This is a genomic window from Mesorhizobium sp. M6A.T.Cr.TU.016.01.1.1 (assembly GCF_003952585.1).
In the GTDB taxonomy this organism is placed as follows: Bacteria; Pseudomonadota; Alphaproteobacteria; order Rhizobiales; family Rhizobiaceae; genus Mesorhizobium; species Mesorhizobium mediterraneum.
On the sequence record NZ_CP034452.1, the window covers coordinates 1,632,705 to 1,656,623 of the forward strand.

Sequence of the window (23,919 nt, forward strand, 5' to 3'; positions counted from 1 at the left end):
ACTAAAAGCGCCGTGTGACCTGCATCGGCAGGCCGCCCTGCGGTTGCGTCGTCAGTTTCTGCACCGGCCATGGCTTGGTCTCGGCGGTGGTGTCGAAGCGAAACCGCGACATCATGATGGCCAGCGCGATGATCGCCTCCTGCATGGCAAAGCTGGCGCCGATGCAGACGCGAGGGCCGGCGCCGAACGGCAAATATTGGAAGCGGTCGATCTTCTCGCGATTTCCCGGATGAAAGCGTTCGGGCATGAAGGCGTCAGGCCTGTCCCACAGCTTGCGATGACGGTGAACGACCCAGGGCATGACCAGCACCGCGGCGCGGCGCGGTATATAGAGGCCGTTCCAGGTTTCGGGCTCGATCGGCTCGCGATTGATCGATGGCGCCGGCGGATAGAGCCTGAGCGCTTCGTCGAACGCGGCGCGGGTGAACGGCATGGCGTCGAGCCACTTTGTCGGGTCGGGCTCGCGGGCCAGCACGGCGTCGATCTCGCGCTCGATCTTTTCGCGCTCCCAAGGCGCTTCGGCCAGGCAATAGAGCGTCCAGCCAAGTGCTCGCGCCGTGGTTTCGTGGCCGGCGCCGATGAAGGTGATGATGTTGTCCTCGACCTCGGCGCGCGTCAGCCCATCCGGACCCTCCGCCTTGAGCAAAAGCGTAAGAAAATCCTGTGGCACCTTGTCCGGATCGCGCTTGACCCGCTCTTCGCGCATCTTGACGGTGTCGGTGACGATCTTGCGGAAATAGGCCATGGTCTTGCGGCCGCGGATGCGGGTCAGGCGCGGCAGCCATTCGGGCGCCCGCAACAGGTCGAGCGGATCAACCCGACCCATGGTCTCGAACAACCGGTCGATCTCCTTGGCGAAGCTGCCCGGTTCGCCTGATATTTCGCCGGAAAACAGCGTCTCGGCCAGGATGTCGAAGGTAAGCAGCGTCATGTCATGGGCGATGTCCGACGTGCCGCCGCTCTCGTAGCGCGTTACGAACTCCCGCGTGCGCCTCAGCATCGGCTCGGCAAAACCGAAGATGTGGCGCGGCGTGAACACCGGCGCCATCGCCTTGCGTGAACGCCTCCATACCTCGCCTTCGGCGGTCAGCAGGCCGTCGCGCAGGATCGGCCGCAGGATCATCTGGCGCACCGTCGCCATCTTGTAGTTTTTGGCGTTGTCGACCAGCACGTGGCGGATCAGGCCGGGGTCGTTGGCGATGACCAGCGGCCCCCCGATGCCGGTCACCGATATCCAGGGTTGGTTATAGGTCGGCTCGCCCCACAGTTCGAGCGGGTTGCGATAGACGATACGGATCATCTCCAGCGTCGAAGGCGGCGACGTGCGCGGTTTCGGCGCCGGCGGGACGAAGGGGGCGGGCTGACTGTCCATGGCGTGCTCCGCTGGTGAACTCAATGTAGGGGCTGGCAAGGCAACCGTCCATGTGGCCGAACGGCAAAGGCGAAGCATCCCGCTCCCGGATGTGACCGGAGCACCGCCAAGTGCCTGCTTGCCGGAACAGGCCGGCCTGCTCCTGTTGCCGCCGCTCTGTCCCCAACACCGGCTCGACTTCTCGGGTCCGATGCCCCAACCGGCCAGGCGTGCTCTTCCTCCATTCGGAAATGCTTGCAAACCTTGGAAAAACCGCCTTTTGCGCCTATATCTAGGGCATCAAGGACGCGCGATTCGGAGCCGATTTTTAGCGCTGGATATGCGGCATCAATCAGACAGGTTTTCATGAGCGATCAGATCGACAACGCCAGCGGCGCTGAGGCCGAGTACGGCGCCGATTCCATCAAGGTTTTGAAGGGGTTGGATGCCGTCCGCAAACGGCCGGGCATGTATATCGGCGATACCGACGACGGCTCGGGCCTGCATCACATGGTCTACGAGGTGGTCGACAACGCCATCGACGAGGCGCTGGCCGGCCATGCCGACCTCGTCACGGTGACGCTCAACCCCGACGGTTCGGTGACGGTCATCGACAATGGCCGCGGCATTCCGACCGATATCCATACCGGGGAAGGCATTTCGGCGGCCGAAGTGATCATGACGCAGCTGCATGCCGGCGGCAAGTTCGACCAGAACTCCTACAAAGTGTCCGGCGGCCTGCACGGCGTCGGCGTCTCGGTGGTCAACGCGCTGTCGGCCTGGCTGAAGCTGAAGATCCGCCGCAACGGCCAGATTTACGAGATGAGCTTCACGCACGGCAACGCCGACGCGCCACTGAGGGTCACCGGCACCTACGAGCAGCGCAAGGTTGCCGGCACCTATGAGGGGCGGAGCGGCAGCGAAATCACCTTTTTCCCGTCGTCCGACACCTTTACCATGGTCGAGTTCGACTTCGGCACGCTGGAGCATCGGCTGCGCGAACTCGCCTTCCTGAATTCCGGCGTGCGAATCGTTCTGACCGATGCCCGCCATGCCGACGTCGTGCGCCATGAGCTGCACTATGATGGCGGGCTGGAGGAGTTCGTCAAATATCTCGACCGCGTCAAGAAACCGCTGATCGACAAGCCGATTGCGATCAAAGCCGAGCGCGACGGCATCACCGTCGAAGTCGCCATGTGGTGGAACGACAGCTACCACGAGAACGTGCTGGCCTTCACCAACAACATTCCGCAGCGCGACGGCGGCACGCACCTTGCCGGATTCCGTGGCGCGCTGACGCGCCAGATAACCGGCTATGGCGACTCCTCGGGCCTCACCAAGAAGGAGAAGGTGGCGCTGATCGGCGACGATTGCCGCGAAGGGCTGACGGCGGTGTTGTCGGTCAAGGTTCCCGACCCGAAATTCTCGTCACAGACCAAGGACAAGCTGGTCTCATCCGAAGTCCGCCCGGTGGTTGAAGGGCTCGTCAACGAGGCGCTCGGCACCTGGCTCGAGGAGCATCCGGCCGAGGGCAAGGTTGTCATCGACAAGGTCATCCAGGCGGCTGCGGCGCGCGAAGCCGCGCGCAAGGCGCGCGACATCACCCGCAAGAGCTCGCTCGGCGTCACCTCGCTGCCCGGCAAGCTGGCCGACTGCCAGGAACGCGACCCGGCGAAATCCGAAATCTTCATCGTCGAGGGCGACAGCGCCGGTGGCTCGGCCAAAGGTGGCCGTTCGCGGCAGAACCAGGCCATTCTTCCGCTGCGCGGCAAGATCCTCAATGTCGAGCGGGCCCGCTTCGACCGCATGCTCGGCTCCGACATGATCGGCACGCTGATCACCGCGCTCGGCACCTCGATCGGCAAGGACGAGTTCAACGCCGACAAACTGCGCTACCACAAGATCATCCTGATGACCGACGCCGACGTCGACGGCGCCCATATCCGCACCTTGCTGCTCACCTTCTTCTTCCGGCAGATGCCGGAACTGATCGAGCGCGGCCATCTCTACATCGCCCAGCCGCCGCTCTACAAAGTGACGCGCGGAAAGAGCTCGCAATACATCAAGGATGAAAGCGCCTTCGAGGAATTCCTGATCGGCTCGGGGCTGGAAGAGGCGTCGCTTGCGCTCAGCACCGGCGAGGTGCGGGCCGGACAGGACCTGCGCAGCGCCATCGACGATGCGCTGGCGGTGCGCCAGCTCATCAATGGGCTGCACACACGCTATAACAGAGGCGTGGTCGAGCAGGCGGCGATCGCGGGCGGGCTCAACCCGGAGGTTTTCGCCGATCTCGGCCGGGCCAACGCCATGGCCGAGCGTGTCGCCCGGCGTCTCGACATCATCGCCGAGGACACCGAACGCGGCTGGACCGGCCGCATGTCGACCTCGAACGAAGGCATCGGCGGCTATGTGTTCGAGCGCACGGTGCGCAGCGTCAAGGAGTTCGCGCATCTCGATCTCGCGCTGATCAATTCGGCCGATGCCCGCCAGCTCGACCGCTATGCGCCGCGCCTGGCAGAGGTCTATGGCGAGCCGCCGGTGCTGCGCCGCAAGGATGTGGCCGAAACCATCTCGGGACCGCTGGCACTGCTCAACGCCGTGTTTGCCACCGGACGCAAGGGCCTGACCATGCAGCGCTACAAGGGCCTCGGCGAGATGAACGCCGAGCAGCTCTGGGAAACCACGCTCGACCCGAATGTGCGCTCGCTGCTGCAGGTCAAGGTCAATGACGCGACGGACGCCGACTCGCTGTTTTCGCGACTGATGGGGGACGAGGTCGAACCCAGGCGCGAGTTCATCCAGGAAAACGCGCTGTCGGTCGCTAATCTGGATATCTGAAGCCCAAGCCGGGTGCTCAATTTCGGATGTTTGAGACATAATTGGTAGGCTTAAGCTTACCAAACATGTCTACCGCCCCCAACAAAGATCACTGAGGGCCGGCCGGAACGGAACGGCTTCCAAGGCATTGTAATCGATCAACGATCACAATAGCCGCAGGAGGCACTCATGGGACGTGGCATTTTGCTCTGGCTTCTCGGAGTCCCGATTCCGATCATTATTCTCATCATGCTTTTCGCACGGTAGGGGGCTGACATGCAGTCAACCCTAACGGCTGTCGACGTTTCCACGCCGACGGAATCCTCCTCCACCGCTGTCAGCTGGGGGCCGATCATTGCCGGCGCGTTCGCTGCCTCGACGCTGACCTTGATCCTGATGCTGCTCGGCTCCGGGCTCGGGCTGACCATGGTTTCGCCGTGGTCCGGCTTGAGCACCTCGGTCACAACTTTCGCGGCCTCCACCGCGGCGTGGCTGATCATCGTGCAGTGGCTGTCGTCGGCTCTCGGCGGCTATCTTGCCGGGCGGCTGCGCACCAAATGGGTCGGCGTCCACACCGATGAAGTCTTTTTCCGCGATACCGCTCACGGCTTCCTCGCTTGGGCGCTTGCGACCTTGCTCGTTGCCGCGGTGCTCGGTTCGGCGCTCTCCGCGGCTATCGGAACTGGTGTCCAGGCCGCTTCGACTGTCGCGTCTGGCGCGGCAATGGGCGCTTCGGCAGGTGCTAGTGCGAACGTCGGAAGCGGCTCGACCGACAACGCAACGTCGTACTTCGTCGATACGTTGTTCCGCCCGGCCGATGCGGCCAGGCTTGCTGCCGCCAATCCGGAGAGCGATGCGGCGGCCACGGCGCAGGCTTCACGCATTTTGATCGCGAGCGCAGCTGCAGGCGAAGTTTCGGCAGACGACAAGACCTATCTGTCGCAGTTGGTGGCTGCCCGCACGGGGCTGTCGGAACCGGATGCCAAGGCCCGTGTGGATGCGGTGATTGCCAGGGCACAGGAAACAAAGGTCCAGGCCCAGCAGGCCGCCGATACCGCCAGGAAGGCCGGTGCCAGTTTTGCGCTGGTTGGCGCGCTGTCCCTGGTCGTCGGCGCCTTCATCGCGAGCGCGGCGGCCGCCCTTGGCGGCAGGCAACGCGACGACGAGGAGGCGGTCTTCCTGACCAACCGTTGATCGGTGCTTGACGGTGCCCTCCATGCCGGACTGTGAGCCGGCATGGGCCTGTTGTTTTAATGGCGATCGCCATGGATTGCGCGCGCTGATTCGCCGAGACGAGCGGGCTCCTATTTTCCAGCAGCGATCGTCGGCACTGCCTGACTTGGCTCGAATTTGCGGCCGAGGTCGACTGCGTCGCGCAGCACGTCAATATGCGAACGCGGCGTGCCGGCGGCTGGGGCGATCTCGATACCGGTAGCCTTCAGTGACCAGTAGAGCGTGTGGGTGAAGATGCGACCACGCGAACTGCGCAACTTGACCTGAATGTCCTCCACGCCGGGGCCGAAATTTTCTGCCATCGGCCCGGAAATCGGGTCGCCCGTCAGCCAGCCATTGCCCCGGTCGAAGATATTGGTCCAACGGGTCGCGGCAAACACCGCACCATGATGCACCGCCCGCTGTGGCTTGCCCGAACGGCTGCGCCCTTCCTGGTAAAGGACGGTTCCACCGGCCGCCGTCTCGGCAATCGGCGGGCATGCCGAGAACAGCCGCTCAGCGATGCCGCGCCTGAATTCGGCGAGATTGTAGGTCACCAGAAATTCGCTGTGAGTCAGCGGACTGCCAAGCGTGACGAAATCGCTGATCTTCCATGGTAATGGATGATCGGCGTCCCTGACGCGAAGCTGCCGATAGAGCTCCCATTGGGCGCGCCGGAATCCGGAAAAATCATCCAAGCTGGGCCACGCAGCACCATCTGACTTGAGCGTGGCCTTGTCGACGGCGTGGATTGCCTTCAGCCTCGCCTTGTCGCGGGCAGCTTCCAGCTTTCGGGGCCTGAAATCGGCCCACAATATCTGCAGCAGATCATAGGCGATGATTGATCCCAGGCTGTGCGAGACCAGCACGACCCGGTCGTAGCCATCGTCCATCATGAGACGCCTCAGCAGCGTCAGGCCACGGTCGCGGACAAGCGCGCGCTTCTCGACCGTTGCCGCTTCAGCACGCACATAGGCGGCCACATCGCCGAAATAAGGCAGGCCAAATCGGTCCACCAACCAGATGACGAACGAGGCCAGGATCGTGACGAGCGTGCCCGTGGTCCAGGAAAGATACCCTTGCGAGGCCGATGTCGCGAGCACGAGCGCCGCACACAGGACCGTTATGACGGCCAGAAGCGTGACGACATAAAGCCCACGGGCATCGCGCGGAATGTCGGCGGGCTTGCGCCAGAGCAGGCTCGTCACCCAGGCTGCAAGCCGGCCCCGTGTCGTGCCTTGCGTGATGTCGGCCCAATAGAGCTCGTAGAAATCGGTGCGGCGGCCAGCGACGTCGTAAGGGGTGGTGATCCGGCGAAGCTCATGCGAATTCGTCCGGCTGTCGGGCGTGATCCAGCTCCGGTTGATCTTCTCGCCGGCGGGCCGGCCCGGATCGGAGACACGGGCATAAAACGGCACGCGAGCGGGATCGTGACTCCAAACAGCCTGAACAAATTCCCTCAGCGTGCTCATGGGCTGCTGTTCGCCCATGCCATGCACGATGACCACAGCCTGACTGAGCTTGCGCGGCGTTTTACCCGGGGCCGGCGTACTGCCCGTGACCGGCGACGCAGCAGGATGAAGGTCGGACACCAGTGCCTCCGTTGGTGAAAATCCCGGAACAGAATTCGCCCATCGTAGCTCTGAAACCGGCATGGAAGCAAAGACGTCGGATGCTCAGGGTCAAGAAAAAACCCGGCGGGGAGCCGGGCTTAATTCGAGCAACCGGCGGTGTATCGGCGCCGCGAAGCCGGTCAGTGATCCATCGCCTTGACGATCTCTTCGGTCATCTTCTTGGCGTCGCCGAGCAGCATCATGGTGCCGTCCTTGTAGAACAGCGTGTTGTCGATGCCGGCGTAGCCGGAGCCGAGCGAGCGCTTGACGAACAGGCAGGTGCGCGCCTTGTCGACATCGAGGATCGGCATGCCGTAGATCGGCGACGACTTGTCGTCACGAGCCGAAGGGTTGGTGACGTCGTTGGCGCCGATGACATAGGCGACGTCGGCCTGCGCGAATTCGGAGTTGATATCCTCCAACTCGAACACCTCGTCGTAAGGCACGTTGGCTTCGGCGAGCAGCACGTTCATGTGGCCGGGCATGCGGCCGGCGACCGGATGAATGGCGTATTTCACGTCGACACCGGCTGCCTTGAGCTTGTCGGCCATCTCGCGCAGCGCATGCTGCGCCTGGGCGACCGCCATGCCGTAGCCCGGCACGATAATGACCTTCTGCGCGTTCATCATCAGATAGGCGGCGTCGTCGGCCGAACCCTGCTTGACCGTGCGCTCGATACCGTCGTCGACGGCAGCCGCCGTCTCGCCGCCGAAGCCCCCGAGGATGACCGAGATGAAGCTTCGGTTCATGCCCTTGCACATGATGTAGGACAGGATCGCACCGGACGAGCCGACCAGCGCGCCGGTGATGATCAGCGCCAGATTGCCGAGCGTGAAGCCGAGTGCTGCCGCCGCCCAGCCCGAATAGGAATTCAGCATCGACACGACCACCGGCATGTCGGCGCCGCCGATCGGGATGATGAGCAGGACGCCAAGGACAAGCGATGCCGCGACGATCAGCCAGAACACCAGCTTGGACTCGCTGGTGACCAGCAGCACGATCAGCACGACCAGCGCGATGCCAAGCGCCGCGTTGATGAAGTGGCGGCCGCCGATCATGATCGGCTTGCCCGACATGCGGCCGTCGAGCTTGAGGAAAGCGATGACCGAGCCGGTGAAGGTGATGGCGCCGATGGCGACGCCGAGGCTCATCTCGATCAGCGCCTGGGCGTGGATGTCGGCGACCGTGCCGATGCCAAAACTTTCCGGCGCATAGATGGCGGCAGCCGCCACCATGACGGCGGCAAGGCCGACCAGCGAATGGAAGGCGGCGACCAGCTGCGGCATCGAGGTCATGGCGATGCGCCGGGCGGTGACCGCGCCGACCGAGCCGCCGATCAAAAGACCGAGCACGATGAGGCCGAAGCCGCCCGCCGAAGGGGTCGCCAGCGCCAACGTGGTGGCAATGGCGATGCCCATGCCGATCATGCCGTACATGTTGCCCTGACGGCTGGTGGTCGGGTGCGACAGGCCGCGCAATGCCAGGATGAACAGGATGCCGGAGACCAGATAGAGGAAGGAGGCGAAGTTGGCGTTCATGGCGCTCTACTTGTCCTTCTTCTTGTACATCGCCAGCATGCGCTGGGTGACGAGGAAGCCGCCGAAGATGTTGACCGAGACCAGCATCAGCGCGACGAAACCGAAGCCGGTGGCGATGCCGGACGCCGAGATGCCGACGGCAAGCAGCGCGCCGACGACGATGACCGAGGAGATGGCGTTGGTCACTGCCATCAGCGGCGTGTGCAGCGCCGGCGTCACCGACCAGACGACGTAATAGCCAACGAAGATCGCCAGGACGAAAATGGCGAAACGGAAGACGAACGGATCGATCGCCCCGCCGGACAGCGCGTGCGCAGCGTCGGCTGCCGCATCGGTGCCGCCTGGAGCGGTGGCCAGATCCTGCACCGCAAGCCGGACGGCGGCGGTCGCCTGGTCGAGCTGGTCGAGGGCTTTCTGCAAGGTCTGGTCCATCACGCGATCCCTTTCGGCTTATTAGCGGGCGACTTGGGTGCGGCAGGTTTCTTTGCAGCAGCGGGCTTCTTTGCAGCAGCGGGCTTCGCAGGTTCAGCCGAAGCGATCATCACCGCCGGCTTGCCGGCGAAGGCCGGATGCACGACCTGGCCGCCATCGGTCAGCATCGTCGCCTTGACCAGATCGTCGTCGCGGTTGATGGCAAGCGCCTTCGTGGTCTTGTCGACAAGCGTCTCTATGAACGCAAAGAGGTTCCTGGCATAGAGCAGCGAGGCGGATGCCGCGACGCGGCCCGGCACGTTGAGATGGCCGACGATCTTTACCCCGTTGGCCGTGGTCACCACCTGCCCGGGCACGGCGCCTTCGACATTGCCGCCGCGCTCGACCGCGAGGTCGATGATCACCGAGCCCGGCTTCATCGAGGCGACCATCGCGGCCGAAACGAGCTTCGGCGCCGGACGGCCGGGAATCAGCGCCGTGGTGATGACGATGTCCTGCTTGGCGATGTGCTCGGCGGTCAGCGCCGCTTGCTTGGCCTGGTATTCCCTGGACATTTCCTTGGCGTAGCCGCCCGCCGTCTCGGCCGCCCTGAACTCCTCATCCTCGACCGCCAGGAACTTTGCTCCCAGCGAGGCGACCTGTTCCTTGGCGGCGGGGCGCACGTCGGTGGCGGTGACGACGGCGCCAAGCCGTCTTGCCGTCGCAATGGCCTGCAGGCCGGCGACGCCGACGCCCATGATGAAGGCTTTCGCCGCCGGCACTGTGCCAGCCGCCGTCATCATCATCGGCAGCGCCCGGTCATATTCGGCAGCCGCGTCGATCACTGCCTGATAGCCGGCGAGGTTCGCCTGGCTGGACAGGACATCCATGGACTGGGCGCGGGTGATGCGCGGCATGAACTCCATCGAGAAGGCGGTGACGCCGGCCCTTGCCAGAGCATCGACGGCAGCATCGTTGCCGTAGGGATCCATGATGGCGATGACCGCTGTGCCCCGGCGATAGGCCTTCAGCTCCGCTTCGCTGGGCCGGCGCACCTTCAGCACCACATCGGCCTTGGCGATATCGCCGGCCTTACCGATCACGGCGCCCGCCTTGGCGAACTCCTCGTCGGGAATGCGCGATGCCGTGCCGGCGCCGCTTTCGACGATCACGTCGAACCCCAGCCCCGCCAGCCGCTTCACCGTATCCGGCGAGGCAGCAACGCGCGGCTCGTTCGCATCGAGCTCACGAGGGATGAAAACCGTCTGTCCCACCGCATGATCCTTTCGGCTGGAACCTGTCTGCGCAGGACGCCGGCCGGACTTCCGGCGATGTCGCGGGCAAGGGTTTGAAGGGCAAGGGGTTTTGAAGAATTTACCGGAGAATGAAGGCGCCGACGGCGAGGATCAGAACGAACAGGATAAACCCGGAGAAGAAGCCGCCCGCAAAGAAGCCGAAAGCCATTGCCAAGAGCACGGCGGCGCAAAAGAGCGATCCGTATTTGGCGAGCATGACAAAGCCGGCATAGGTGCGGTCGTGCTCGGCATAGTCCATCTTCGCGCCCAGTTCGACAGGACCGGTCGGCGTGTGATCAGCCATAGGAATACCCCTTCGAAGACATCTTTGAGGCACATAGCGAAAAGCCGGGCCGAGGGCAATGGCGCTATTGCCGCATCGCCGGAGACAACAGCCTCAAAGGAAAGTTGAAGCCGCCAAGGATGTTCCGGAGGCGACCGTTGCAGCCGCCTTGCGCTTGCTTGCCGGCTAACGCTCGCCGCGCCAGCCGCCATTTTCAGCCGGCGAGCTGTGGAAACAACCCGAGCAGGCCGACGACGATCAGATAGAGCGCGACGATGTAGTTGAGGAGCCGCGGCATCACCAGGATCAGCACGCCGGCAATCAGCGAGATCAGTGGAGTGAGTGCGAGCGTGGAAATGGTCATGTCGGTTCCTTTCGATAGAATTGCCGCCGGAGCGATGCAGATTGACGTCGTCCACGCGCCACCCGCGCGCCTCCCAGAACGCCGAAGCGGCCGGAAAGCTCCAGCCGCGCTCTAAATTTGCCAGATGTCAGGCGGCTTCGCGATAGTATTTGGCTGTCGGCAGGATGGTCAGCGGCGCGAGTTCTCCGGCCGGCGGCTTGCCGAACATCAGGCGCTGTTCCATCGGCGTCGACCGGAAAAATGGGAACCGGGCGTAGGTCTCGTTCTTGATCGCCAGGACATCGGCTTGATAGAGCAGCGCAAAACAGTTGATTACGCCAGCATAAGGACGCGCGTCGCCGATCGGCCGTGCCCGATAGATACGTTTGTAAAAGGCGGCATGATCTTCGCGGATCATGGATATGCAATAAGGCGCGTGGAAGTGGAAGCACGCCATGCCGGCTAAGCGCAGCGTGACGTAAGGGATCTGCGGATAAACCCGCGACCACTCGGCGTCTACGGCAAAACGGCTTGGGTCGATAAAGAGCTCGCCAGCCGCCAGACGCGGCGTCAACAGGTCCTTGTAGACGCTTAGAGCCGGCGACGCTGGGTTGTCGGCGGACACATCGTGCAGGCGCATCGTACTGACCAGCCGCCCGTCTATGTAGATGCCGAACGTATGGCAGTTCGGCAGCTCGTCGAACTCGTCATGGACCTCGCGGGAAGCATTCTCGGGTACCAGCGCGTTCATCCGATAGGCGTTGTAGCGCAACCTGTAGATACTTTCGAAATCCTCGCCGGTTTCACAGCGGCGGTATTCCGTCCGGTCGAGGAGCGCATAAACGTGACGCGCGAAAGTAGACATATTCTCATGTTCAGCGCCCGCCGCCTGGCGAGGCGAAGTCAACTCAACAACCATGAACTCAAACCCCGCAAACTGCCCCCGCGAGCAACACTACGGCGGGGTCGTACGATGTAAAGATGAAAACTGGATAGGGGTCATTTACCAGTCATTAACCTTAATAATAGGTAAAATTATACTAAAGTACGAGATTTTTCGTCAGGAATTAGCGGCGTGTCGCCTTCCTGCCCGTCTTGATGTCCTTAGCAAAGGGCCAGACCGTGCTCGACATGGTCTCGATGCCGGATGCGCTGAGCGCTGAGCCGAACAGGAATCCCTGGACCAGGTCCGGCTTGACCTGCAACGAGAGTATCTTGAGCTGTTCGAAGGTTTCGACGCCCTCGACGGTCACCGAAAGCCCCAGCGGCCGTGACAGATTGACGATGCCCTTGAGCAATTCGAGCGAACGGCTGTTCTGGGTGACGTCTATAAGGAACGAACGGTCGATCTTGATCTTGTCGAGCGGCAGTTTGTGGAGATAGCTCAGGCTCGAATATCCGGTGCCGAAATCGTCGAGCGCGATGCGCACGCCAAGCCGTTTCAATTCCTCGATGTACTGACGCGTCAGCGACTTGTCGTCGAGCAATGCCGTCTCGGTGACTTCGATCTCCAGGCGGCCGGCGGCGAGACCGGAACTGGCGAGCGCATCGCGAACCTTCTGGATAACGTCGCGGTTGCGGAAGTCCTTGGCCGAGAGATTGACCGAGACACTGGTCTGCGCGTGCCATTTGGCGCATTCAGTGCACGCGGCATGCAGGACGAAGGTGCTGATCTCGGAAATGATGCCCATTTCTTCCGCCAGCGGAATGAAGATGCTGGGCGAAATCGGTCCGAGCTCGGGGTGATCCCAACGGCACAGCGCCTCGCAACTGACGATGCGCATCGTGCTCATCGCCACGATCGGCTGGTAGACCACCCGCAACCCCTTGCTTTCCACTGCGGTGCGCAGATCCGCCTTCATCAGCTGGCGGTTGCGGAAAGCGGCGTCCATCGACGCTTCGAACAATCGCCAAGTGTTCTTGCCGAGTTCCTTGGCCTTGTAGAGCGCGAGATCCGCCTTGACGATCATGGCGTCGACATCGGTATCCTTGACCCGCGACAGCACGGCGCCACCGCTGGCCTGGATGCGCAGTCCATGGCCGGCTACGTCGACCTCGCCCTGCAAGTCGACGAAAATCCCGTCGAGTTGGCCGATCAGATGACTTTCGTCCTCGACACGGTCGAAGAAGATCATGAACTCGTCGCCGCCGAAACGGCTGATGGTGATGCCTGGGCCGGCGACCGCCGCCAGCCGCTCCGCGACGGCGTAGATCAATCCGTCGCCGACCGGGTGACCAAGGGTGTCGTTGACGTTTTTGAAGTCGTCGAGATCAAGCACGGCGAGCCCGCAAAGGCGCTCAAGGTCGCCGGACGCCATCGCCTCTCCGATCAGCTCGTGGAAATAAGCGCGATTGGGCAGACCGGTGAGGCTGTCGTAACGCGCCATGAAGCGGATCTTGTCTTCCGCCTCAACGCGGGCCGTCACGTCCTCGAAGGTGATGACGCCCAGCTCCTGGCTACCCTCGCGCGCCGAGAACTCGTAATGCTGACCGTTCGCGAGCGAGACGAGAACCTTGCGGTCGCGCCCTTCGCGCAGGGCGCGCGTAAGCTGGGCTTCGATGTAGCGGCAGTCTTTCGGCGCCAGCATGCCGCCGGCAACGCCGCGCATCAGCAGACCGTGGATCGACCGCCCGAGCAGCGCGTCGGGGGACTTGAGCGACATCAGATGCGCGGCTTCGGCATTGGCCACCGCCACTCGGCCGTCGGGGCCGAGCATGACAAGGCCATGCGACATGGTGTTCAACGCCCGATTGAAGCGTTGGGCGATGCGATTCGCCTTCTTCTCCTCGGACAGAGCGGTAAACAGGACTTCGCGGACGATATCGGCAAACCGTTTGATAGCGAACAGGAAGGGAGCCGACATCAGACCAAGTATGACATGGTAGACATCGCCACGCAGGATGAAACCCAGTGATATCGGCCATGTGGTGGTCATGATGAAGATCATGACCATCCGCGGCGAGCCATAGTTGCGGCCGGCGATCGACGTGACCGATGCCAGCGTAACGCAGACAGCGGCTATTTCGGCATAGCTGTCGTGTGCCAGATAGATGCCGACGAAACAGAAAGCACCAAGCATGAAGCCGTGCATCGAACCATAAATGATATAGTCGTTTTCGCGGGCGCGCGCTTCCTCCCAAGTCGTCGGGGAAGGACGCCGCAAATACTTTTTGATATTGCGAAGGCGCAGCGTGCCTACGATGATCAGCCCAGCGGCGACCAGAAGATACGTCACGTCCATGGTCTTCCAGTAGACCAGAATGACGAGGAGCGTCTGCGCGACGAGACCAATCGACAGCGTGAAACCGTCGCGAAACAGAGTTTCCACGAACGGAATGTAGACGTCGACCGGGATCTCGTTCTTTCTTCTTAGATTCACGCTTGAATCCCAACCCTGGGGAGCCAAGCTGTGTCACATTCGCCTTAAGAAAGGTTTAGAGAGGCCGTTTCGGGCTCCGCCACCAACCCCGTTGACCCAACGTGAGGCAGGTTTCAGGTAAATAGGGCATATCGATCACTCGGCGGCCTGGAGTTCCCGCCGTACCGGCGTCTTTGCCAACCGATCGAGCAGCCTCTGGCGCTCGCCAGCGGCCTTTTCGGCACTGGCCTGCCTGACGTGACCATAGCCACGAATGAGCGCCGGCACCGAGGCAAGCGCTGCGGCGGCCTCGACCTTGCCCGGCGCGAGTGCTGCGGCGACAAGCTCCAGGTCAGCCTCGTACTGCACAAGAAGCTGCCGTTCCATACGCCTCTCGGTGCTGTAGCCGAACACATCGAAGACCGTGCCGCGCAATCCTTTCATCGCTGCCAGCAGGCGAAACCCCTTCATCATCCAGGGACCGAAGCTCGATTTCCTCGGCTTGCCATCCTTGCCGCGCCTGCCCATGATTGGCGGCGCGAGATGAAATTCGAGGCTGTCGTAGCTCTGGAACTGCTTGCCCAGCTCGGCGGCGAAGGAGCCGTCGGTATAGAGCCTCGCCACCTCGTATTCGTCCTTGATCGCCATCAGCTTGAACAGGTTCCTCGCGGCGGCCTCGGTCACATTGGTCGAACCGGGCACCGCCTTGGCTTCAGCCTTGCGCAGCGCGGCCAGTCTGTCGGCATAGCGCTTGCCATAGGCGGCGCTTTGATAGGCGGTGAGGAAGGCGACGCGGCGGGCTATGATGTCGTCCAGCGTTTCGGCGACAGCGGCCGTCTGTGCAGTCTTGCCCGGCTGGGCAACGAGGCCGCGCACGAAATCCGGCTGGTGGGCGGCACGGCGGCCCCAGCGGAAGGCTGAGACGTTCATCGCCACGGCCTGGCCGTTGAGCTCGATCGCCTTTTCGACTGCCTCGGCTGACAGCGGCAAGCCGCCATGCTGGAAGGCGAAGCCGAGCATGAACATGTTGGCGCCGAGCGAGCTGCCGAACAGCGCGGTGGCGGTGCGGGTGGCATCGAAGAAATGCGCCTTATTCTCGCCGGCGGCAGTGCGGATCGCCTTTTTCAGCCGCTCGACAGGCAGCGAGAAATCCGCCGAACGGGTAAACTCGCCGGGCATGATCTCGGCGGTGTTGGCGAGGAAGATCGTGTGGCCTTCGCGCACCGCGGCGAGCACCTTCTGGGCGCCCGACACGACGAGGTCGCAGCCTAGCACGAGGTCGGCCTTCCCGGCCGAAACACGGATGGCATGGATATCGTCCGGGCTCTGCGCGATGCGGACATGGGTGAACACCGAGCCGCCCTTCTGGGCAAGGCCGGCCATGTCGATCATGCCGCAGCCCTTGTCTTCGAGATGGGCCGCCATTCCGAGCACCGCGCCGATGGTGACGACGCCGGTGCCGCCGACGCCGTCGATGATCGCCGCCCAGCCTTGTTCGCCGAGCGGAAATTCGGCGGGCGCGGGCACGCCGTCGAGCGGATCGGTCGTGCCGGCCATACCCTCGGCCTTCCTGATCTTGGCGCCATGCACGGTGACGAAGGACGGGCAGAACCCGTTGATGCAGGAGAAATCCTTGTTGCAGCTCGACTGGTCGATCCTGCGCTTGCGGCCGAATTCGGTCTCGACCGGCTGGATCGACACGCAATTCGACTGCACCCCGCAATCGCCGCAGCCTTCGCAGACCAACTCGTTGATGAAGACGCGCTTGTCGGGATCGGGGAAGGTGCCGCGCTTGCGGCGGCGGCGCTTTTCGGCGGCGCAGGTCTGGTCGTAGATCAGCACGGATGTGCCCCTGACCGCGCGCAATTCGCGCTGGACGAGGTCGAGGTCGTCGCGATGATGGATGGTGGCGCCGGCGGGGAATTCGACCTTGCCGGCATATTTGTCCGGCTCGTCGGTGACGATGGCGATGCGCTCGACACCCTCGGCGCGCACCTGCCTGGCGATCATGTCCACCGTCAGGCCGCCCTCGTGCGGCTGGCCGCCGGTCATGGCGACGGCGTCGTTGTAGAGGATCTTGTAGGTGATGTTGGCGTCGGTCGACAGCGCAAAGCGGATCGCCAGCGCGCCGGAGTGGTTGTAGGTGCCGTCGCCGAGATTCTGGAAGATGTGGTCGCGCTTCGAGAACGGCGCTTGGCCGACCCATTGCGCGCCCTCGCCACCCATGGCGGTGAAACCAACGGTGTTGCGGTCCATCCAAAGCGCCATGAAATGGCAGCCGATGCCGGCGGCGGCGAGCGAGCCGTCCGGCACCTTGGTCGAGGAATTGTGCGGGCAGCCGGAGCAGAAGAAGGGCGTGCGCGAGGCGATGTCTGACGTGTCGGCGAGCATCGCCTGGAACTGGCGAAGTTTCGCCACCCGTGCGGCAATCTCGTCCGACGGACCGATCGTTCGCAAGATCCTCTCGCCGAGCGCTATGGCGATGTCGTTGGGATCGAGGGCGCCCTTGGCCGGGAACAGCCCGTCGCCGCGCTCGTCCTTCTTGCCGACGATGACCGGCTGCGTGGCGGTGCCGTAAAGGTTCTCGCGCAGTTGCACCTCGATCAGCGAGCGTTTCTCCTCGACGACGACGACGGTGTCGAGGCCGCGAGCGAAGTCGGCGATGTGCTGCAGGTCAAGTGGCCACGGGCAGCCGACCTTGAACAGCCTGATGCCGATGCGGTTGGCGGCGACCTCGTCGACGCCGATGTCTTCCAGCGCCTGGCGAACGTCGAGATAGCTCTTGCCGATGGTGACGATGCCAAGCTTCGGGGCACGTCCACCGGAATAGACGATCCGGTTCAGCCCGTTGGCATGGATAAAGGCCGAAGCCGCGGCGCGCTTGTACTCATGCAGACGTTCCTCTTGGCCGAGCATGTCGATCTCGTTGCGGATATTGAGACCGCCGGGCGGCATGTCGAAGTCCGGGACGACGATATCGAGCCGTTCGAGCGCGGCATCGACCGAAGCCGTCGATTCGATGTTGTCCTTGACGCATTTGATCGCCGCCCAGGTGCCGGCGAAACGCGACATGGCAAAGCCGTAGAGCCCGTAGTCGATGATCTCCTGAACCCCGGCCGGATTGAGAATCGGCACCATGGTGTCGACGAACAGGAATTCGGTGGCGTGCGCGTTGGTCGAGGATTCGGCCATGTGGTCGTCGCCCATCAGGGCAAGCACGCCGCCATATCTAGACGAGCCGGCGAGATTGGCATGGCGGAACACGTCGCCGGATCGGTCGACGCCCGGTCCCTTGCCGTACCAGACTGAAAAGACGCCGTCATGCGTGCCCTCGCCGAGCAATTCGGCCTGCTGCGATCCCCAGCAGGCGGTGGCTGCCAGTTCCTCGTTGAGACCGGGCTGAAAGACGATGTCCGACTGGGCGAGCTGCTTCCTGGCCTTCCAAAGCTGCATGTCGAGCCCGCCGAGCGGCGAGCCGCGATAGCCGGAGACGAAGCCGGCAGTGTTCAGGCCAGCCCGCCGGTCGCGCTCGCGCTGCATCAGAAGCATACGGATGACCGCCTGCGCGCCGGAAAGGAAGATGCGCTCCTTTCCCAAGTCGAACTTGTCGTCGAGCGCGACATCATGCAGCGTCATTAGGCATTTCCTCTGCGGAGGCCGCAAGCACAGCCAACGTCGGGAGCGGATGCTACAGTGTTTCTTCCCTTGGCGGGCAGGTCAAACAAAATCGAAGATACGAAGGCGAAGCGCAACAAACGATCCGGTCCGCGCCCGATGGTGTAAGAAACCGCACACCGGTTGCTCGCCAGCGCATGAAAATTCCGGCCGCAGCCGATACCGGCGGCGACGCGTCAGCCGGTCTTCGAACAGTCGGGCTTAGGCGCGCCCGGCAGCTTGCCGTCAGGATGGCCGGCAAGCTCGGGGTTGGGCGTATAGAGCTGGTCGATGACCAACGGCCGGTCGGGCAGGACCGATTGGTCCTGCGTCGACATCAGCGTGGTGTCGATCTTCTGGAGAACCGTACCGTCGGCATCCTTGATGCTGATCGCAATCGCATAGGGCTTGTCCTTGACGATGCAGAAAAGCGCCGGGCTCTCGAGCGACACCTTGCCGAGCTTCGGCCAGACCTTCTGCTCGACGATCAGCGGCTCGCCGCCAGCCGGATTCTGGAAGCTGGCGACCGCGACCTGCCCTTCCTGCATAGGCTGCAACGGTCTCAGCGTGACGACATAGGTCGCCCTTGCGAGGCGGTAGTTGAAGACGAACAGCTTGCCGGAGATCTCGAACAATCTGCCTTCGCCGTCCCTGCCGGTATCGCGGCAGGCGCTGAGCATCGTCGCTGCCACGAGCGCGGCACCGACCAGACGCAAGATTTTCCTAGACATTGGCTGTCCCTCCGGCTGCCGTTCGGCGGCGACGATAATGGCGGCTCGCCTTCTGGCGGTTGCCGCACACCGCCATGTCGCACCAAAGACGGCTGGAATTGCGGCTTCGGTCGAGGAACAGCCAAGTGCAGTTGGGGCAGACCCTCAACCTAGCGACGGTGTCGCCCTGTAGCAGCGACAGTGCCGAAACCGCCAGTGCCGCCTCGAAGGCGATAGGCGTCGCCGGATCGCCGAACGGCCGTCCCGGCGCACGAATTTCGGTGCGGCTGTGCGCGAGACCCTCGGCGCAGGCCTCCAGAAAGCCAGGCAGATCGCCCGTGGCGACCGCGCCTTTCGACGCCGCACCACGAAACAGCCGGTCGGTCGTCTCGCGGATCGCCAGCACGACCGGCGCGATCTTACCCGGCAACGGCGCTTCGAGCCGCCTGCCGCCAAGCTCGGCGGCGCGAAAGACGCTTGCCGCGTCGGCGAAACGGGCGATCTCTGCCGGATCTTTGAGCCGGTCGAAGGTTTTCTGGGGATCGCCACGCAGTACGACGGTGTTCGCCGTATCGAGTGCAAGAAGGCCACCAGTGAAGCGGTGCGGAGTCCAGGAAACCGTCATGAGCGCCATTTCTAACCGATAAATCGCGTTTGACAAGTTAGATTACCCGATGCAAATCTGCTTCGCATGGACGCGGTTTTCCGCGATCCAAGGACGTTCGCATGCTCTATTTCTTCCAGCAGGTCCTGAACGGACTGCATTCCGGCGCGCTCTATGCGCTGCTCGCCTTCGGCTATGTGCTGACCAACGGCATTCTGCACCGGACGAACCTCGCCTACGGCGCGCTGTTCGCCTTTTGCGGACAGACGATGATCCTCACCGCAGCCTTCGGCTATCAGGCCCTGTGGCTGACCCTGTTCGCGGCCGTCGCGCTCGGCATTGTCGCTGCGTTCCTGTATGCGGCGCTGATCAGCCATGTCCTGTCGCGTAGCATCTTCGAGCCGCTGGTCGACCGCACGCCCAACGCGATTGTGGTGACGACGCTGGGCATATTGCTGCTCCTGTCAGAGGTAAGCCGCATCGCCGCCAATACCCACGACCTGTGGCTGCCGCCAATGCTGGCCCAGCCCATCATTTTTGCGCGGGGAGCCAATTTCAATGCCACGCTGACGCTCATCCAGTTGCTCGACTGCGCAGTCGTCGCGGCAACCATAGGGCTCGCCGCCTGGATGTTCGCCCGCTCTAGCTTCGGCCGGCGCTGGCGCGCCGTGTCCGACGACCCCAAAGCCGCGGCCATGTGCGGCGTCGATGTGCGCGCGGTGTTTCGGCACGCAGTGCTCGCCGGCGGCCTTTGCGCGGCGCTGGCCGGCGTCCTTGCCGGCCTTTACTATGGCAACATCAGCTTCGGCTCCGGCCTGGTCTACGGGCTGAAAATCCTTTTCGTGACGGCGGTGGGCGGCTATCTCTCGCCGTTGCGGGCAGCACTTGGCGCTGCCGCCTTCGGCATGGCCGAATCGCTCTGGGCCGGCTATTTCCCGGTCGAGTGGCGCGACGCCTGGATGTATCTGTTCCTCGTCGCCATGCTGGTGCTGGTCGGCGCCGGCCGCGACCAGAGCAAGATTGCCTGAACCGCCTCGGGTTTTGGTAGACTTTGGTTGCATGACGCTCGGTCAGGCGGCTGTTTCGCCCTTGCTCACCTCACAAGATTGTTTACTCGGCTTGCGCCGTGTTGACCCGCCGGGCCACGCACGGCATACCGTTGGGCCACAGCGGCGCGACGAAAAACAAGCGGGAATCAGCCGCCGCTGACACTTTGAGTCACGCATCGTGCTTTCCGAAAATCGACACCGATTTTCGGCCGATGCGTAAAGGGAGGAATGCATGGCAGGGCTTCTCGCTCTATCCAGAACCATTGACCGTGTGAACGAATTCATCGGCAGATGGGTGTCGTGGCTGATCCTGCTGGCAATTCTGGTCAGCGCCGCCAATGCCGTCATCCGCAAGACGTTCGACATGTCGTCGAACGCCTGGCTGGAACTGCAGTGGTATTTGTTCGGCGCCGCCTTCATGCTGGCCGCCGCCTATACGCTGAAGCAGAACGACCATATCCGCATCGACATCGTCTACGGCATGTTCTCGCGCCGCGTGCAGCATTGGATCGACCTTCTCGGTCACCTCTTTTTCCTGATGCCGTTCGTGACGCTGATGGTGATCTATTTCGTCCCCTATGTTTCGCTGTCGTTTCGCAGCGGCGAAATGTCGAACAATTCAGGCGGGCTGATCATCTGGCCGGCGAAGGCGATCCTGCTGGTAGGCTTTTTCCTGCTCGCGCTCCAGGGCATCTCCGAGATCATCAAGAAGATTGCCATCATGCGCGGCGACATGGACGATCCCACGCCGTTCATATCGGTGCATGAGCAGGCCGAACTCGAAGCGAAAGCGCTCGCCGACGAAGCGAAGGCGCTCGCCGAAGAGGTGCGCTCGTGATCGAGTTCATCGCGCAGAACATGGCGCCGATCATGTTCGCCTCGCTGATCATCTTCATGCTGATCGGCTATCCGGTCGCGTTTTCGCTCGCCGCCAACGGCCTGCTGTTCTTCTTTATCGGCGTCCTCCTGTCACCCTATTCGGGCGGCTCGATCAATCTCGCCTGGCCGCTGCTGCACGCACTGCCGGATAATTTCTACGGCAGCCGGGTGATGTCGAACGACACGCTGCTGGCCATCCCGTTCTTCACCTTCATGGGCATCGTGCTCGAACGATCGGGCATGGCCGAAGACCTGCTCGACACGATCGGCCAATTGTTCGGGCCGATCCGCGGCGGCCTCGCCTATGCCGTGATCTTCGTCGGTGCGCTGCTTGCCGCAACCACGGGTGTAGTGGCTGCCTCCGTCATCGCGATGGGCCTGATCTCGCTGCCGATCATGCTGCGCTACGGCTATGACCGCCGTGTGGCGTCCGGCGTCATTGCCGCATCGGGCACGCTCGCTCAGATCATTCCGCCCTCGCTGGTGCTGATCGTTCTGGCCGATCAGCTCGGCCGCTCGGTCGGCGACATGTATGCGGGCGCGCTGATCCCCGGCCTGGTGCTGACCGGCCTCTATACGCTCTACATCCTGATCATGTCGATTGTCCGGCCGAAGTCCATGCCGGCATTGCCGCTGGAGGCACGCACGCTCGGCCACGGCATCCTGTCGTTGCTGGTGGCGGTGCTGACAGCAGTCGTGGTTTCCTACGCGGCGTATCGCTATCTTGCGCCTTCGCAGGGCCAAAATGCCGACATTCTCGGCGCCACCATCGGCGTGGTCTTGATCTATGTCGTGGCGATCGCCGACCAGCGCCTGAACATCAACATGATGTCGCGGCTGGCGCAGCAGGTGATCATCGTGCTGATCCCGCCGCTGGCGCTGATCTTCCTGGTGTTGGGCACCATCTTTCTGGGCATCGCCACGCCGACCGAGGGCGGCGCCATGGGCGCTGTCGGCGCGCTGATCATGGCGGCAATGAAAGGGCGGCTGTCGCTGGATGTGATCAAGCAGGCGCTGGCGTCGACGACGCGGCTGTCGTCCTTCGTGCTGTTCATCCTGATCGGTGCGCGCGTGTTCTCGCTGACCTTCTACGGGGTCAACGGCCATATCTGGGTCGAGCATCTCCTGACCTCGCTGCCGGGCGGCGAAGTCGGCTTCCTGATCGGCGTCAACATACTCGTCTTCCTGCTCGCCTTCTTTCTCGATTTCTTTGAGCTCGCCTTCATCATCGTGCCGCTTTTGGCGCCGGCCGCCGACAAGCTCGGCATCGACCTGATCTGGTTTGGCGTGCTGCTCGGCGTCAACATGCAGACCAGCTTCATGCATCCACCCTTCGGCTTCGCGCTGTTCTACCTGCGTTCGGTCGCCGCCCGCGTGCCCTATCTCGACCGCCTCACCGGCAAGCAGATCGCGCCGGTGACAACCGGCCAGATCTATTGGGGGGCGGTTCCCTTCGTTTGCATCCAGGTCATCATGATCGGGTTGACCATCGCCTTCCCGCAGATGGTGATGCACTACAAGGGCACGCCAGTCGATCCGGGCACGATCGATTACCAGGTGCCGGAAACGCCAAGCCTGTCGCCGCTCGGCGCACCGCCGGCGGATGGCGGCACGGCGCCGACTGCACCGGATCTGTCGCAGCCGCCGAGTTTCGGTGAACCGCCGCCTGCCAAGCCAGCAGCGCCGGCATCCGATCTGTCCCAACCGCCGAGTTTCAATTGATGCCGGAGGCCCGACAGACATGAGAGCGGTGCGGCTGGAGGGCGTGGGCAGCATTGCCCTGCGCGAGGTCGGCAAACCATCCGCCGGGCCGGATGACCTCCTGGTGCGGATCGAGGCGTGCGGCGTGTGCGGCACCGACCGGCATCTTTTCCATGGCGAATTTCCCTGTACGCCGCCGGTCACGCTCGGTCATGAATTCTCCGGGATCGTCGAGGCGATTGGAGCCGCTGTGTCTAGCTTTTCGGTCGGCGATCGCGTCACCGGCGATCCCAACATCGCCTGCGGGCGCTGTCCGCACTGCCATGCCGGTCGCATCAATCTCTGCCATAATCTGATTGCCATCGGCATCCGCCGCGACGGCGGTTTCGCCGAATATGTCGTGCTGCCTCAGAAGCAGGCCTTCCTCCTTCCGAAAGACCTGAAGCCGACGCATGGCGCGTTCTGCGAGCCGCTTGGCTGCTGCCTGCATGGCGTGGAACTGGCCCAGATAAAGCCCGGCTCCTCGGTCGCCGTGCTTGGCGGCGGCGTGATCGGCCTGCTCACCGTGCAACTGGCGAGGCTTGCCGGCGCGACCACAATCATCCTGTCGACGCGCCAGGCCTCGCGGCGTGCCCTCGCCGAAGAATTGGGCGCAACAGCGACGGTCGACCCCAGCGCTTGCGATATTATCGATACGGTCGGCGGCCCGTCGGGTCTGCTGCCGGGCGGCGTCGATGTGGTGTTCGAATGTGCTGGTGTAAGAGAGACGGTCGAGCAATCGATGCGGCTCGCCAGGGCCGGCGGCACAATCGTCGTCGTCGGCGTGACGCCTCAAGGCATGAAGGCAGAATTCGAACCCTTCGACCTGCTGTTCCGGGAATTGAAGGTTCTGGGCTCGTTCCTCAATCCGTTTACGCATCGCCGGGCCGCCGATCTCATCGCCTCGGGTGCGATCGAGATCGACAAGCTCATCTCACGGCAGGTAACGCTTGAGGAGGCGGCCGCGGTGATCGCCAACCCGCCTGCGCCAGGTGAAGTCAAGGTGGTGGTGGTGCCGCGCTGATCGGCAAATCGAAATGTCACGGCGCCACGCGTCCGAA

The 23,919-nt window shown here is 63.1% G+C and carries 18 protein-coding genes; 6 read left to right on the forward strand and 12 right to left on the reverse strand.

All coding sequences use genetic code 11. The annotated features are described in order from the left end of the window. Position 1: 1 nt before the first annotated feature. Positions 2 to 1,372 carry a cytochrome P450 gene (locus EJ075_RS07565; RefSeq protein ID WP_126103915.1) on the reverse strand — a complete coding sequence of 457 codons (1,371 nt, stop codon included), beginning with the start codon at positions 1,370 to 1,372 and terminating at the stop codon, positions 2 to 4. A gap of 345 nt (positions 1,373 to 1,717) precedes the next feature. Here EJ075_RS07565 and gyrB point away from each other — a divergent pair, with 345 nt between their 5' ends. Next, entirely contained in the window at positions 1,718 to 4,189 is a 2,472-nt protein-coding gene (gene gyrB / locus EJ075_RS07570; RefSeq protein ID WP_126103916.1) for a DNA topoisomerase (ATP-hydrolyzing) subunit B, read from the forward strand. 255 nt (positions 4,190 to 4,444) lie between these two features. Continuing rightward, positions 4,445 to 5,362 (forward strand): hypothetical protein, encoded by a 918-nt coding sequence (locus EJ075_RS07575; RefSeq protein ID WP_095484363.1) that lies wholly within the window; start codon positions 4,445 to 4,447, stop codon positions 5,360 to 5,362. A 110-nt stretch (positions 5,363 to 5,472) separates the two neighbouring features. Here EJ075_RS07575 and EJ075_RS07580 read toward each other — a convergent pair whose 3' ends face one another. From EJ075_RS07580 to EJ075_RS07630, 11 genes are all read right to left on the reverse strand, one after another. After that, positions 5,473 to 6,972 (reverse strand): hypothetical protein, encoded by a 1,500-nt coding sequence (locus EJ075_RS07580; RefSeq protein WP_126103917.1) that lies wholly within the window; start codon positions 6,970 to 6,972, stop codon positions 5,473 to 5,475. A gap of 161 nt (positions 6,973 to 7,133) precedes the next feature. Then, entirely contained in the window at positions 7,134 to 8,531 is a 1,398-nt protein-coding gene (locus EJ075_RS07585; RefSeq protein WP_126103918.1) for an NAD(P)(+) transhydrogenase (Re/Si-specific) subunit beta, read from the reverse strand. A 6-nt stretch (positions 8,532 to 8,537) separates the two neighbouring features. After that, complete coding sequence (locus EJ075_RS07590; protein ID WP_174654382.1) at positions 8,538 to 8,966, reverse strand: proton-translocating transhydrogenase family protein; 429 nt, start codon at positions 8,964 to 8,966, stop codon at positions 8,538 to 8,540. Further along, a complete protein-coding gene (locus EJ075_RS07595; protein ID WP_126103919.1) occupies positions 8,963 to 10,216 on the reverse strand; it encodes a Re/Si-specific NAD(P)(+) transhydrogenase subunit alpha in 1,254 nt (417 codons plus the stop codon). Before EJ075_RS07595 ends, EJ075_RS07590 begins: the two co-directional genes overlap by 4 nt. 100 nt (positions 10,217 to 10,316) lie before the next feature. Next, on the reverse strand, positions 10,317 to 10,541 hold the full coding sequence (locus EJ075_RS07600) for an aa3-type cytochrome c oxidase subunit IV (protein WP_095484367.1): 225 nt from the start codon (positions 10,539 to 10,541) through the stop codon (positions 10,317 to 10,319). A 193-nt stretch (positions 10,542 to 10,734) separates the two neighbouring features. Beyond that, positions 10,735 to 10,884, reverse strand: a complete 150-nt coding sequence (locus EJ075_RS07605; RefSeq protein ID WP_065006071.1) for a DUF3096 domain-containing protein — start codon at positions 10,882 to 10,884, stop codon at positions 10,735 to 10,737. A 127-nt stretch (positions 10,885 to 11,011) separates the two neighbouring features. Next, positions 11,012 to 11,782 carry an acyl-homoserine-lactone synthase gene (locus EJ075_RS07610; RefSeq protein WP_095484368.1) on the reverse strand — a complete coding sequence of 257 codons (771 nt, stop codon included), beginning with the start codon at positions 11,780 to 11,782 and terminating at the stop codon, positions 11,012 to 11,014. Between the two features lie 148 nt (positions 11,783 to 11,930). Beyond that, positions 11,931 to 14,243, reverse strand: coding sequence for an EAL domain-containing protein (locus EJ075_RS07615; RefSeq protein WP_126103920.1), 2,313 nt, complete (start codon positions 14,241 to 14,243; stop codon positions 11,931 to 11,933). Between the two features lie 135 nt (positions 14,244 to 14,378). Further along, entirely contained in the window at positions 14,379 to 17,858 is a 3,480-nt protein-coding gene (locus tag EJ075_RS07620; RefSeq protein WP_126103921.1) for an indolepyruvate ferredoxin oxidoreductase family protein, read from the reverse strand. Between the two features lie 215 nt (positions 17,859 to 18,073). Continuing rightward, positions 18,074 to 18,607: a hypothetical protein gene (locus tag EJ075_RS07625; protein WP_126103922.1), complete on the reverse strand. Its 534-nt coding sequence runs from the start codon at positions 18,605 to 18,607 to the stop codon at positions 18,074 to 18,076. Continuing rightward, positions 18,600 to 19,211 carry a CGNR zinc finger domain-containing protein gene (locus EJ075_RS07630; protein WP_095485049.1) on the reverse strand — a complete coding sequence of 204 codons (612 nt, stop codon included), beginning with the start codon at positions 19,209 to 19,211 and terminating at the stop codon, positions 18,600 to 18,602. Before EJ075_RS07630 ends, EJ075_RS07625 begins: the two co-directional genes overlap by 8 nt. A gap of 101 nt (positions 19,212 to 19,312) precedes the next feature. Between EJ075_RS07630 and EJ075_RS07635 the strand changes: the two genes are divergently transcribed. From EJ075_RS07635 to EJ075_RS07650, 4 genes are all read left to right on the forward strand, one after another. Continuing rightward, the gene (locus EJ075_RS07635) at positions 19,313 to 20,218 is read left to right on the forward strand and encodes a branched-chain amino acid ABC transporter permease (RefSeq protein ID WP_126103923.1); all 906 of its coding nucleotides are present in this window, start codon (positions 19,313 to 19,315) and stop codon (positions 20,216 to 20,218) included. Between the two features lie 253 nt (positions 20,219 to 20,471). Further along, positions 20,472 to 21,077: a TRAP transporter small permease subunit gene (locus EJ075_RS07640; RefSeq protein WP_126103924.1), complete on the forward strand. Its 606-nt coding sequence runs from the start codon at positions 20,472 to 20,474 to the stop codon at positions 21,075 to 21,077. Then, a complete protein-coding gene (locus EJ075_RS07645) occupies positions 21,077 to 22,840 on the forward strand; it encodes a TRAP transporter large permease subunit (protein WP_126107270.1) in 1,764 nt (587 codons plus the stop codon). The genes EJ075_RS07640 and EJ075_RS07645 overlap by 1 nt, the downstream gene beginning before the upstream one ends. 19 nt (positions 22,841 to 22,859) lie before the next feature. Further along, a complete protein-coding gene (locus EJ075_RS07650; RefSeq protein ID WP_126103925.1) occupies positions 22,860 to 23,882 on the forward strand; it encodes a zinc-dependent alcohol dehydrogenase family protein in 1,023 nt (340 codons plus the stop codon). Positions 23,883 to 23,919: the final 37 nt, after the last annotated feature.